Here is a 12956-nt window from a genome sequence, read left to right as displayed (position 1 = left end):
CTACGGGGTGCTCAGCTTCGCGGCGAGCCTGCCGGGCCTCGTCGTCCTGGTCGCCCGGTGGTGCGCCGCCCTCCGGCGCCCCCGGGAGGAGAGCGCAGGAGGTCGCGACCGATGCCGACGATCAACCACCGCTCACGGCGCGTCGCCCGCCGAAGTCCCGTCCGCCGGATCCTGTTCGCCGAAGGACGCCGTCGGCGAGGTCAGCAGCGAGAAATACGCTCCGAACGCGTCGGTCAGCGCGGCCAGTATTTCCTTCCCCTTCTCGGCACAAGCCAGCGAAGGCCGGCCGATGACACCGGAATCGGTGTAGGCGGACATCCCGAGGGTGAGCAGATGCCGCCGGTCGTCCGCGAGGAAATCCGAGGATTCGTAACCGTCCCCCACGCATTCCGGATGGGCGTGCAGAAGAATGGAGGTCTCGATTTCTCCCGCGTGCATGTCGCTGAGCAACGAGGTCTGCACACCGGCCCGTTCACGAGCGGCCTCCCAGTCCTCCACGGCCGGGAAAAGTGCCATACGGGTACCGGTGCCCGCGGATTCCTGGACGACATTGCCGAGGACGTAGTTCCCGCCGTGTCCGTTGACCAGTACCAGGGTGTCGACGCCGGAACGGCGCAGCGAGTCCGCGATGTCCCGGACCATCGCGTGCAGGGTGACCGCGGAGATGCTGACGGTCCCCGGCCAGGCGGAGTGCTCGTGCGAGCAGGAGATCGTCACCGGAGGAAGGAGATGGACCGGCCAGGCGGCGGCGACCTCCCGCGCCACGGCGCACGCGACGAGCGTGTCGGTGGCCAACGGCAGGAACCGGCCGTGCTGTTCGAAGCTGCCGACGGGAAGAACGGCGACCTGACGGGAGACACCGGCCCCCCGTTCCTTCACGTCCTGGGTGGTGTCCAGCGGCAACAGACCGGATACCGTCGAGCGCGTTCCCGAACCACTCATATTTCCACGGCCCTTTCGACTCTGCTTAGGAACCAGATCATGACAGACAACTTTGGTGTACTCGACGGGAATGCCCCTCTCTCAGGTGTCGAACGAGCCGTGATTGCCCCGTTGCCCACCAAGTACGGCGATTTCCATGCCGTCGGCTACTTCGACCACGACCGCGGTGAAGAACAAGTCGCCCTCGTGTACGGGGACTTGGCATCCTTGAAGAAAGGGGACGTGCTGACGCGGCTCCACTCGGAGTGCCTGACCGGAGACGCCTTCGGGTCCACGCACTGCGAGTGCGGCCCTCAACTCGGCGCCGCGCTGCGCGCCATCGTCGCCGAGGGCCGCGGCGTCCTCGTCTATCTGCGCGGCCACGAGGGGCGCGGGATAGGCCTGATCGGCAAACTCCGTGCGATGAAGCTCCAGGCCGAGGGGCTGGACACCGTCGAGGCGAACCTCGCCCTCGGTTTCCCCGTGGACGCCCGCGACTACCGCGTGGCGGCGGACATCCTGCACGACCTGGGAGTGTCCTCGGTACGCCTGCTGTCGAACAACCCCCGCAAGCGGGAGGCCCTGGTGCGGTACGGCATCAAGGTCGCCGAGCAGGTGCCCCTGCTGATCCCGCCGTGCGAGGAGAACCTCGCCTATCTGCTGACCAAGCGGGAGCGCCTCGACCACCACCTGCCCCACCTGGACGGGGACGGCTGGGCGGACGCGATCTTTTGCGGATCGGCGAAGACGGTTGTCACCGAGGAATGACCGAACCCCGGCCGAGGCCGTGCGGTCCCGGTCTCAGTCCAGGACCGCTTCGTGCACGAGCCGCTTCAGCTCGGGGAACACCGGGTTCGAGCCCGCCGGGCGGACCTGGCTCAGGAACTGCACAGTCAGGTCGCGGCGCGGGTCCACCCAGAACGTCGTGGTGGCCACCCCGCTCCAGCCGAACGCGCCCGCGGAGGACGGGGACCGGGTGATCCCGGGGTCCACCACGACCGAGACACCGAGCCCGAACCCGAGGCCCGCGTTGCCGGGTTCCTGATGGACAGGGCTGCCGAAGGTGCGTCGGTCGGCGTTGCCGGGCAGGTGGTTGGTGACCATCAGATCCACGGTCCCGGGGGCGAGCAGCCGTACTCCGTCGAGTTCGCCGCGGCGGCGCAGCATCTCCATGAAGCGGTGGTAGTCGTGCGCCGTGGCGACCAGGCCGCCGCTGCCGGACAGGAAGCGGGGGCGGCCGTGCAGCGGGAGGCCGGGGAACGGCGTGATCCCTCCGTCGCCGTCCTCCCCGTAGAGCCGGGCGAGCCTGCCGGACTGCTCGTCCGTGACCTGGAAGCCCGTGTCGGTCATCCCGAGCGGGCGGAAGATCCGTTCGGCGAGGAAGGTGTCGAGGCCGGCACCGGACACCACCTCGACGACGCGGCCGACGACATTGGTGGCGACCGAGTAGTTCCACCGGGTGCCCGGCTCGAACTGGAGCGGCAGCCCGGCGTACACCTCAACGGTCTCGGCCAGGTCCGCGCCGGGCGGCACCGACGGGGTCAGCCCGGCGTCCCGGTAGAGCGCGTCGACGGGGTGGGCGTGGTAGAAGCCGAACGTCAGCCCGGCGGTGTGGGTCAGCAGATGGCGCAGCAGCACGGGTTGTCGCGCGGGCCGGGTCCGGGTGCCGGGGCCGGACCCGTCGACGTACACCCGCATGTCGGCGAAGGACGGGAGGAAGTCCGCCACCGGGTCGTCGAGACGGAGGCGCCCTTCGTCCAGAAGCATCAACGCGGCCACCGTCGTGACCGGCTTGGTCATGGAGTAGATCCGCCACAGGGTGTCGTCCTCCACCGGAAGTCCTGCCTCACGGTCGCGCAGGCCGTACGTGGTGAGGTGGGCGACGCGGCCGTGCCGGGACAGTGCCACGAGACAGCCGGGCAGCCGGCCCTCGTCGACCAGCCCGGCGAAGTGCCCGTCGAGGCGGTCGAGCGCCTCGCGGTCGAGTCCGGCCTCGCCCGGCTCGACCTCCTGTCGCAGGTGTCCCATCGTTCCCCTCCGCGTCGCGGCTGCCGGCGTTCATGATCTCGTACGCACCGGTGGAGCGTGCCGCCCGTGCCGACCCTGATCGGCGGTCGTGTCGCTCTTGTGCCCCGGAAACCGCAGGGCCAGCGGTACGCCGGCGGCGGACACCGCGGCGAGCACGGTCAGTGGCGGCCCCGTTTCGACCCCGGTGCCGAGAGTCATGAGCGTGGCCGCCGTCGCGACCCCGAACGTGGGACCCACGTTCATCGCCGTCTGCTGGAGCCCGCCCGCCACGCCTGCGGCCTCCGCCGGGACGTGCCGCACGACGACCTCCGTGGCGGTGACCATCACGGTGGCGAAGCCGGCACCGAGCAGCAGGAAGCCGACGCCGACGGACAGGGCCGTCGACCTCTCGTCGAGCCGGGACAGCAGCAGGACTCCGAGGGTGAGCACGCCCGTCCCGGCGACGGCCGTCCGGCGGGGACCGAGGCGGCGCGCGAGCACCGCGGCGACGGGGGCGCCGGCCACCATCGCCACGGCGCCCGGCAGCGCCCGCAGACTCGTCTCCAACGGGTCCAGCCCCAGGGTGCGTTGAAGGAAATAGCTGCCGACGAAGAGGGAGCCGAGCATCGCCGCAGACGCGGCGACGAGCAGGCCGAGTGCCGGGCCGACGGCCGACGGACCGAGGACGCCCGGCGGCAGCAGCGGGTGCGTGGCGCGGCGTTCATGGCGTACGAACACGACTGTCGCCACCACGCAGACGACGGTGCCGAGCACGGTCGTGGCCGGCCGGCCCGTCCCCGTGATCCCGGTCAGCGTGTGCACCAGCGCCACCAGGGCCACCGCGAGCAGGCAGGCGCCGGATACGTCCAGACCGCCGGCCGGCGTGGTGCCGGCGCGGCGGGCGGGGGCGCGGGCGGCGAGCGCCGCGACGCCCATCGCGAGCGCGGGCAGCACGTTCAGGAAGAAGACGGCCCGCCAGCCGAGATGGGTGACCAGCGCCCCGCCGACGAGGGGACCGGCGGCCGCCGACAGGCCGATGGCGCTCGTCCGCAGCGCGATGGGCATGCCCAGCCGCTCCGGGGGATACGCGGCCCGCAGCATCCCGAGCGTGGCCGGCTGGAGCAGGGCCCCGAACACGCCCTGAACCACCCGTAGTGCGATCACCCAGCCGATGCCGGGTGCGGCACCGATGCCCGCCGACGCGGCGCCGAAGCCCAGGACGCCGACGGCGAAGACCCGTCGGTGGCCGTAACGGTCCCCGACGCGTCCCGCGAACACGAGCAGGCTGGCCACCGCGATGAGGTAACCGGTGCTGGTCCACTGGGCCTGTGCGAACGAGGCGTGCAGGTCGCGCTGGAGCGCGGGCTGCGCGACGGTCAGCACGGTGCCGTCCAGCGCGACGATCACGGCGCCGACGACACTGGCGGCGAGCGTGAGCCGTCGACGGCCCGGTGAGACGGGCGGGTTCACGCGTCCTCCTCCCCGAAGCGGCCGCCCGGATCCTCCGGGCCGAGGGGGGCGTCCGGCCGCCCCTCCGGGCGACCCCGGCGCCCCGGATCGCCCGGGCTCACGCGGGCGTCCGGATCCTCCGGTCCCAGGTGGGCGTCCAGCGCCGTCCGCAGCAGGGGCGTGAAGTCGTCGGTACCGGTGGTGAGTTGGAGACTGCCCCAGCCCCACAGCTGGGCGATGCCGTGCAGGTTCGCCCACAGCGCGCCCGCGACGACGGGGGCGTCGGCTTCCGGGCGGGCCCGCGCGACCAGGTCCACCAGCGTGGCGAACATCGGCAGACTCGTCTCCCTGAGGCCCAGACGGTTGCTCTCCAGCAGGTCGTGACGGAACATCAGCTCGTACATCCCGCGCCGGGACAGTGCGAAGTCGAGGTAGACCCCGGCGAGCGTGGCCAGCAGGGCCCGGGGGTGCGCACCGGCGCCGACCGCCGTCTCCGGGGAGCCCACGGCCGCCGTCGCGCGGGCCTGCAGATCGGCGAAGCCCCGGTGGGCGATGGCGGACAGCAGTTCCAGATGGGTCGGGAAGTAGCGGCGGGGCGCGCCGTGCGAGACGCCCGCCCGCCGGGCGATCTCGCGCAGGGACAGTGCCTGCGCCCCCTCCTCGGCGACCAGGCCGACGCCGGCCTCGATCAGCCGCTCACGCAGTCCGGAGGTCTCGTGCTCGCTCATAGACACTGTCTACCACCCATGCGTAGACACTGTCTACGCTCGGTCGGGGCCGGAAGGAATGCCGCGTGCCCGTCTCCTGGGTGCGCTGTGTGGCCGTCGCCCGGGTTCACGTCGGAAGCGGGCGGTCCCGGACCGGAATGCCGGGGGCGGGCGGTGCGTTGATCAGTGCATGACTCAGGAAGCGCCTCAGGACGCGACACAGGACGCACTGCTCAAGCTGCTCTCCGAGTACAAGGGCGGGGTGCTCGTCACCCTCAAGAAGGACGGACGGCCCCAGCTGTCGAACGTCAGCCACGCCTACTACCCCGACGAGGGGGTCATCCGGGTCTCCCTCACCGACGACCGCGCCAAGACCCGCAATCTGCGCCGGGATCCGCGCGCCTCGTACCACGTGACCAGCGACGACCGGTGGGCCTACACGGTCGCCGAGGGCACGGCGGACCTGACGCCCGTCGCGGCGGACCCGCACGACGAGACCGTCGAGGAACTCGTCCGCGTCTACCGGGACGTCCTCGGCGAGCACCCCGACTGGGACGACTACCGCGCCGCGATGGTCCGCGACCGCCGTCTCGTGCTGCGGCTGCGGGTCGAGCGGGCGTACGGCATTCCCCGGGAACGTTGAGGCCCGCCCCCGGGGCGGGTGGTCGGGCGGCGTCACGCGACGGGCGCTCCGCGCACACCGGCCGCCCCTGAATCCGGCCGGGGTGTGCTGAGCGGTTCCCTCGCGTGCGGGCGCGCCGCCGGCGTGCCCGTGTCGCCTGCCCGCCCCCTTCGCCGCGCGGCGGTGCCGCGCGGCCGTACTGTCACTTCGTGCTCGTTGCGGCCGATGTTCTTGCCGAAGACGTCACCTGTCAACAGTGCGCCAGCCGGGGCGCGTGCGCGCAAGCCCCCGAACCGCTGTGCGCGGACGGGGACTTGCGCGTACCCGGGATCGCACCCGGCGGTGGCGTGGAAGGCTTGCACCGGGGCCGCGGGTCAGACCGTCACGGTCTCGTGCCGCCCGGCATCCTGGACGACCGTGACGAGGCCGGCGAGTTCCGCCACCGCCGCACCGGGACCGGCGGACGCGTCCACTTCGAACTCGTCCAGCGCGGCGGCGGATACCGGGGATGCGGAGCGCGGAACGCCCCGGTGCGCCTCGCCGCGCGGCACGCGGTGCGCCCGGGACGCAGAGCCCGCGGGTCGCGCACGCGCCGGACGGGGCATGCGCGACCCGCGGGACGTCACCGCACGAGCCGCAGTGAGAACGCGCGGTCCAGCGGCCGGTCCGGGGTGACGACCGTCGTCACCCCGGAGCCCGTGTCGTACGACCAGGCGTCACGCGCGAGCGGCCGTCCGTCGAGGAGGACCTGCCGCGGCGCCGGCTCGCCGTGCACGGTGAAGCGGTACGCACGCGCGGACGGCTTGCCTTCGTAACTCCCCTTGCCCGCACCGACGCCGACCTCCGTGCTGCGAGCGGTGGCGTGCACGGTGACGCGCTGGGTCGCCGAAGCGCCCTCGGCGAAGCGCCGCGTCACCCCGTCGTCCTCGTACAGCGTGTAGCCGCTGTCGCCCTTCGGGTAGAGGTCCCAGTCAAGCTCGTGCCGGTCTCGGGTCTGCCAACTCGTCGTGCCCTTGGGCCACATGGGGATCACGGCGCCGCCGCGCACGAAGAGCGGGAGAGTGTCGAGCGGAGCGTGGTAGCCGTCGATCGTCGTCGGCCCCCGATAGGTGCGGCCGGTCCAGTAGTCGGTCCAGGTCCCTTCGGGCAGATGGATGCCGTCACGGGTCTCGGAGTCCTGGTAGACCGGTGCGACCAGGAAGTCACGGCCGACGAGGAACTCGTACGTGGCGTCGGGGCCCAGGGCCGCGGGGTCGTCCGGGTACTCCAGCCACAGCGGGCGCACCGCCCCGACGCCCGTCTTCGTGGCCTCGGCGGACAGCGTGTACATGTACGGGAGCAGACGCTCCTTCAACTGGAGGTACTTGCGGTTGATGGAGGTGTACGGCTCGCCGTCCAGCCAGGGCTGCTGGTCGGCGGGCTTGCCGGTGGTGATGTCGGAGGCCCAGCCGTCCATCGTCATGACGGTCGGCAGGAACGCCTTCCACTGGAGGTCGCGGGCGTACATCTTGGCGTCGTGACGGTAGATGGAGCCCACGTCGCCGGTGTTGTACGCGATGCCGGACATGGTGGCCCCGGCGTACGTCGGGATCTGCCAGCGGATGTAGTCCCAGGACAGCTTCTGGTCGCCGCTCCACAGGACGCCGCAGCGCTGGGCGCCCGCCCAGGACACCGGCAGCCACACGAAGCCGCGCGCGTCGCTGTTCTCCTCGATCCCGGCCTTGGCCCGGTCGCAGGCGTCGAGCGCGAAGCCGTAGCCGTTGCCGACCCAGGCGACGTCCAGTTTGGCGACACGCTGGCCGGCCTTCACCTGGTCGGCGAGCTTGTCGATGCCGTCCTGGGTCCACAGCCCGAGCTGGGCGTGGTGGTCCTGGAGGCCCTCGGCCGTCTCCGGGAGGTTCTCGTAGCCGCAGCCGTAGCCGTCGTTGACGAGCATCCAGCCGAGCGGCATGTCGTGGGAGGTGTAGCCGTCGGCGATCTTCAGGGCGTCGAGGGTGTGGCGCTCGCCGCGATTGGCGTTGTGGAGGTAGCAGTCGGAGTCGCCCGGTTCCAGTCCGTACACCGGCGGCATGAACGGCTTGCCCACCAGTGCCGTGTATTTGCCGATCACCTGCTTCGCGTCACCGGTGAAGTAGTAGGCGTCCAGGCGCCGTTCCTGCTGTCCGGCCCGCACCGGTGAGCCGAAGTCGTAGACGCCCGGTGCGAAGGTGTTGCGGAAGACGCCGTAACCGGCGCTGGAGAGGTAGAAGGGCTGGGAGTTGTTGTAACCGCCCTCGTTCCAGTCGAAGCTGTTCGCCACGTGCACCGTGCGGTCGCGGTGCGAGAAGCTGCCGTTCTGCTCGCCGCCGCCGAAGAACTGCTCGTCGGCCCCGCGCTTCAGGCTCTGTCGCATGCCCGAGGTGGACCAGCGAAGGGGCCGGTCCTCCTGCCACAGCGGGGTGCGGTTGTCGGCCTTGTAGAGGCCGAAGCGCAGCGGCTTCTTGTAGACGCGCAGCACCGCGTCGGGGGATCGGATTCCGTAGTAGGAGCCCGCGTCGAAGGACGTGGTGTGCCGCTGCGGGGCGGGCGGGGTGCGGACGATCGCAGTGCCCACCGGGTCGGTGAGGGTGCCGGACGGGTCGGCCCGCAGGCGCAGCCGGCCCCCGGACAGGAAGTCGGCGCGCGCCTTCAGCTGCCCGGCCTCGACGGTGTAGCTTCCGTCGCCGCCGCTGAAGGACGTGAGGTCGCCGGCGTCCGTCGTCCTCGGCAGGTACGCCTTCCCTGTGTACGCGTTGTCGTGCACGTCGTACGGCACGACGAGCACGTGGTAGGTGCCCGACGCGTCCGGGATCACGGTGGCCTCGGGGTCGGCGGTGCCGGCGCTGCTGGCGACCTGCTTGCCCGCGTCGTCGTAGATGTACAGGTCGAAGTCGTCGGTGGGGTGCTGCCATTCGATCGAGACCGGTACGCCGCCCTCGGGGTTGTCGGCCCAGTACCCGTCGGGCACCGAGACCGACAGGTCGAACCGGTCGCACACCGCGCCGTCCGGGTCGTCGGCGGCGGACGGACAGCTGTCGGTGCCGCCCGAGGTGCCCTTGGCGTAGACGGGGCTCTGCCAGTCGGCGCTCTGGTGGGTGTCGTCGAGGACGGCGTTCGCCGGGGTCGCCGCGAGCGCGGGCGTCGACGGGGCGCCCAGCAGGGTGACGGTCAGGGCGGTGGCGAGCCCCGCCATGGCCCAGAAACGGTGTCGGAGTCTTCGCACGGTACGCATCTCCACTCAAAACCAACGGCGTTGTGTTCGCAGGTGTTTGAAACAGCGTCGGATCGTGCATGTTCAAGCATGAAGAGTGCCCGGCCAGTCAGGTTCATGTCAATGAATCGGGAGGAAGGCACATCGAGGGGCTCCGTGCGGGCGGGCATGCCCCGGGAGGCCTCCCTCGTGCGCCGTGCGGCATCGCGTCGTGGCCCGAGGGGCGATCCGAGAGCGCGCGCCGGGCGCGAGGGAGTCGAAGGCGCATGGCGGTACGAGGACAGGGCGTCGACGGCCCTAAATTACCGGCCAGTTGACCTGGAAAGCGGAACGACCACCGCTATCATCACACCACCCGCGGAGCGACCCTCTGCCCGATGACGGCGGTTGTACGGCATCGACCTTCACACCCCCCACTTCTCACACGGCGTCGTCGGGCGTGCCTGCGCGCCGTGCAGGACGGAAAGCAGCGCGAGCATGAGCAACAACAGGGGCAGAGGGCTCCAGGCCAACGCCCTCGGCACGTTCGACACGGTCGTCATGGCGGTGGCGGGCAGCGCCCCCGCGTACTCCCTGGCCGCCACCACGGCCGTCCTCGTCGGGGCGGTCGGCCTGGCCAGCCCCGCGGCGCTGCTGTACTGCGCGATACCCATGCTGGGCATCGCGCTCGCCTTCAGCTATCTCGGCCGGATCGACGTCAACGCGGGCGCCAGCTACTCCTGGGTCGGCCGCACGCTCCACCCCTTCCTCGGCTTCATCAGCGGCTGGGCCCTGGTGATCTCGGCGACCATCTTCATGGTCGCGGGTTCGCTGCCCGCGGGCGCGATGACCCTGTCCCTGTTCGACGAGGGGCTCGCCGACAACACGGCACTGGCCACCGCCGTCGGCGCGGGCTGGTTCCTGATCATGCTGCTCGTCGTGCTCGGCGGCGCCCGTCTGACCGTCCGCGCGCAGCTGATCATGTCCGGCGTGGAGCTCGCGATCCTTGCCGTCTTCGCCGTCGGCGCGGTGCTGCACGGCGGCAGCGCCCGCTCCTTCGAGTGGTCCTGGCTGGGCTTCGGCCACTTCGACGGGATGGGCGGCTTCGCGTCCGGCGCACTCATCGCCGCCTTCTACTACTGGGGTTGGGACGTCACCAGCAACCTCAGCGAGGAGACGAGGGACAGCCGCCGCACGACGGGACTCGCCGGTCTCATCGGCGTAGGCATCGTCTTCCTGCTCTTCGAGGTGTTCACCATCGCGGTGAACGTCATCCTCACCGACCGGCAGATCCAGGAGAACGACGCCAACGTACTGGGCGTCCTCGGCGAGGAGATCTGGCCCGGCTGGGGCGGGAAACTCCTGATCGTCGCCGTCATGCTGTCCACCATCGCCACCCTGGAGACCACGCTCATCCAGGTCACCCGCTCGCTGTTCGCGATGGGCCGCGACCGCACCATGCCGACCGCGCTGGGCCGCGTCCACCGCACGTGGAACACCCCGTGGGTCGCGATCGTCGTGGTCGGCGCGGTCGCGCTGCTGATGTTCGTGACCTCCAACGCCCTCGGCTCGGTCGGCGACATCCTCGCGGACGCGATCGCCGCCATCGGCCTCCAGATCGCCGTCTACTACGGACTCGCCGGCATCGCGGCCGTCGTCGCCTACCGCAAGATGCTGCTGAAGTCCCCGGCCAACTTCCTCTTCGGCGGACTGTGGCCGTTCCTCGGCGCCCTCTTCATGTTCTGGACCTTCGTCGAGTCGCTCGGCGAGCTGAGCGGCGCGTCCGTCGCGATCGGCATCGGCGGCATCGCCGTCGGACTCGTCCCCATGCTCTGGTACTGGAGGCAGGGCAGCGACTACTACCGGCCCGCCAGACTGGACGCCACCCAGGTCGTCGAGACCGAGTACGTCCCCGACGGCTACGCCACCGCGACGGCCGAACGCTCCCGTGTCCACGAGGGTCTCCCCACCGACTTCTGAGAGGGACCCGATGGCGGGAGACCGCTTCACCCCGGACTTCGACCCCGATTTCGGGGACGCCCCGCTCACCTCCGCCCGCCAGGACATCGTGATCGGCCGGTGGCAGGGACTGCGGGAACTCCTTCGGGCCACCGGCCCCGACTGGGCCGTGCGCGGCCACCGCGTCCGGCTGCTCGCACCGGCCTGCGCGGGCAACTCGACCGTCGAGTCGTGGCTGGCCGCGGAACCGCGCAGCGCCGACGCGCTGGTGCTGCGGGCCGCGACCGACGTGGCCAGGGCCTTCAACGTGGCCATCGCGGCGGGCCGCGGCGTGCCCATCGACCAGCAGCGCATCGACCGGGCCGTGCTCGCCTGCCTCCAGGCCGCCGAGGCGTACCCGGACGACCCCACGCCCTGGATCTCCCTCATCTCGGTCGCCCGCCTCTATCCGACCGGTGTGCGCCGCCGTGAACTGGGCCGCTGGTGGGAGGAGTTGCACACCCGCGACCCGTACAGCATGGAGGGCCATCTGCAGATCCTCCACTACTACTCCTCGCGCTGGCACGGCACCCACGGCCTGATGTACGACTTCGCGCGAGACGCGGCCGGCGTGGCGCCGCCCGGCTGCGCCCTGCCCGTCCTGGTGCAGTTCGCCCGCGTCGAGGAGTACCGCTACGTCCTCGACGGGGCGAAGGGACAGCGCGACGCCGTCGTGGGACTCGGCCAGCACTGGAACCACGACGCCGCAGTGAACGACGTACGGCGCACGTGGGAGCGCTGGATCACGGCACGCCCGGACGGACCCATCGCCCCGGAGGAGGTCCGTGACCTCAACCATCTGACGCATGCCGCCTGTTACGCCGGTGCGGCGGACATCGCGCAGGCGCTGTTCCAGATGATCGGGCGCCGCGCCAGCCGTACGCCGTGGTCCTGCACCGGCGACCCGGCGAGGGAGTTCGTGCGGTGGCGCGAGCGGCCGTCGCGCGGGGCGTGACCCGCCCGGGACCGCGGGACGGACCGCGTACGCGGACGGGGGCCGGCCCGCCCATCAGGGCGTACGCGGCCCCCGTCGGTGCCACGGCGGTCCGGGACCTAGTGCGCCGTGGGCGAGGCCCCCGGCTGGTTCCAGGTCACGATCACCGGGGTGCCGTGCTCCGTGGAGAGCCGGCTCACGGTCGCGGTCGCGAGCTGGAAGAGCCGCCCGGACTCCGCAGGCAGGCCCAGCCGACGGGCCGTCAGCACCCGCAGGAAGTGGGAGTGTGCGACCAGCACCACGTCATCCGGACTCTCGGCGAGCGCCGCGTCCACCCGGGTGAGCACACGGTCGGCGCGCTCTCCGATCTCCCGCGGCGACTCGCCGGGATGCCCGTCCGGCCCCGGCGTCACCCCGTCGGTCCACAGCACCCAGTCGGGCCGGCTCCCGTGGATCTCACGGGTGGCGATGCCCTCGTAGCCGCCGTAGTCCCACTCGTGCAGGTCCGGGTCGGTCACCGCCCCGGTCAGGCCCGCGAGTTCGGCCGTGCGCACGGCACGGCCGAGGGGGCTGGTCAGCACACGGGCGAAGGACCGCCCGGCGAAGAACGGCGCCAGGGACTTGGCCTGCTCCTCACCGTGCGGGGTGAGCGGAAGATCGGTCCAGCTGGTGTGCCGGCCCGTCAGACTCCACTCGGTCTCCCCGTGGCGGACCAGTATGAGGTCGCCCATGGCGGTCCTACTTCGCCGACTCGACGGCGTGGCCGCCGAACTGGTTGCGCAGCGCCGCGATCATCTTCATCTGCGGCGAGTCGTCCTGCCGCGACGCGAAGCGCGCGAACAGCGACGCGGTGATCGCCGGCAGCGGCACCGCGTTGTCGATGGCCGCCTCGACCGTCCAACGGCCCTCGCCGGAGTCCTCCGCGTAGCCGCGCAGCTTGTCCAGGTGCTCGTCGTCGTCCAGGGCGTTGACCGCGAGGTCGAGCAGCCAGGAGCGGATGACGGTGCCCTCCTGCCAGGAGCGGAAGACCTCGCGCACGTCCGTGACGGAGTCGACCTTCTCCAGCAGCTCCCAGCCCTCGGCGTAGGCCTGCATCATGGCGTACTCGAT

General features: G+C 71.4%; 10 protein-coding genes and 2 pseudogenes. 4 read left to right on the top strand and 8 right to left on the bottom strand.

The window, feature by feature from the left end; genetic code table 11:
* Positions 1 to 132: 132 nt before the first annotated feature.
* Complete coding sequence (locus H305_RS51770; RefSeq protein WP_078629510.1) at positions 133 to 942, bottom strand: creatininase family protein; 810 nt, start codon at positions 940 to 942, stop codon at positions 133 to 135.
* Positions 943 to 981: 39 nt separating this feature from the next.
* On the opposite strand from H305_RS51770, the gene ribA reads away from it, so the two are divergent.
* A complete protein-coding gene (gene ribA / locus H305_RS48690; protein WP_078629509.1) occupies positions 982 to 1689 on the top strand; it encodes a GTP cyclohydrolase II in 708 nt (235 codons plus the stop codon).
* Positions 1690 to 1722: 33 nt separating this feature from the next.
* Here the strand turns inward: ribA and H305_RS0141455 are convergent, their stop codons facing one another.
* From H305_RS0141455 to H305_RS48680, 3 genes and pseudogenes are all read right to left on the bottom strand, one after another.
* Positions 1723 to 2949 (bottom strand): serine hydrolase domain-containing protein, encoded by a 1227-nt coding sequence (locus H305_RS0141455; RefSeq protein ID WP_028805640.1) that lies wholly within the window; start codon positions 2947 to 2949, stop codon positions 1723 to 1725.
* Between the two features lie 30 nt (positions 2950 to 2979).
* Positions 2980 to 4398, bottom strand: a complete 1419-nt coding sequence (locus H305_RS48685; RefSeq protein WP_063611403.1) for an MFS transporter — start codon at positions 4396 to 4398, stop codon at positions 2980 to 2982.
* A gap of 116 nt (positions 4399 to 4514) precedes the next feature.
* A pseudogene (locus H305_RS48680) lies at positions 4515 to 5105 on the bottom strand (TetR/AcrR family transcriptional regulator); the annotation flags it as partial.
* A 169-nt stretch (positions 5106 to 5274) separates the two neighbouring features.
* Here H305_RS48680 and H305_RS0141440 point away from each other — a divergent pair.
* Entirely contained in the window at positions 5275 to 5727 is a 453-nt protein-coding gene (locus tag H305_RS0141440) for a PPOX class F420-dependent oxidoreductase (protein WP_028805639.1), read from the top strand.
* 353 nt (positions 5728 to 6080) lie between these two features.
* On the opposite strand, the gene H305_RS53760 is transcribed toward H305_RS0141440, so the two are convergent.
* Positions 6081 to 6257, bottom strand: coding sequence for a hypothetical protein (locus H305_RS53760; protein ID WP_158690675.1), 177 nt, complete (start codon positions 6255 to 6257; stop codon positions 6081 to 6083).
* Positions 6258 to 6328: 71 nt separating this feature from the next.
* A complete protein-coding gene (locus H305_RS48675) occupies positions 6329 to 8947 on the bottom strand; it encodes a TIM-barrel domain-containing protein (RefSeq protein WP_420708212.1) in 2619 nt (872 codons plus the stop codon).
* A gap of 465 nt (positions 8948 to 9412) precedes the next feature.
* On the opposite strand from H305_RS48675, the gene H305_RS0141425 reads away from it, so the two are divergent.
* Together H305_RS0141425 and H305_RS0141420 are read left to right on the top strand one after the other, a co-directional pair.
* On the top strand, positions 9413 to 10894 hold the full coding sequence (locus tag H305_RS0141425) for an APC family permease (protein WP_028805638.1): 1482 nt from the start codon (positions 9413 to 9415) through the stop codon (positions 10892 to 10894).
* Between the two features lie 10 nt (positions 10895 to 10904).
* Entirely contained in the window at positions 10905 to 11867 is a 963-nt protein-coding gene (locus H305_RS0141420; RefSeq protein WP_028805637.1) for a hypothetical protein, read from the top strand.
* Positions 11868 to 11965: 98 nt separating this feature from the next.
* Here the strand turns inward: H305_RS0141420 and H305_RS0141415 are convergent, their stop codons facing one another.
* Entirely contained in the window at positions 11966 to 12577 is a 612-nt protein-coding gene (locus tag H305_RS0141415; RefSeq protein WP_028805636.1) for a histidine phosphatase family protein, read from the bottom strand.
* A gap of 7 nt (positions 12578 to 12584) precedes the next feature.
* Positions 12585 to 12956: pseudogene (locus H305_RS0141410) on the bottom strand (6-phosphogluconate dehydrogenase); the annotation flags it as partial.

The sequence above is a fragment of the Streptomyces sp. 142MFCol3.1 genome (assembly GCF_000424945.1).
Taxonomy (GTDB): Bacteria; Actinomycetota; Actinomycetes; order Streptomycetales; family Streptomycetaceae; genus Streptomyces; species Streptomyces siamensis.
The sequence above is the reverse complement of the archived record's forward strand: the minus strand, read 5'-3'. Positions and strand labels throughout refer to the sequence as shown.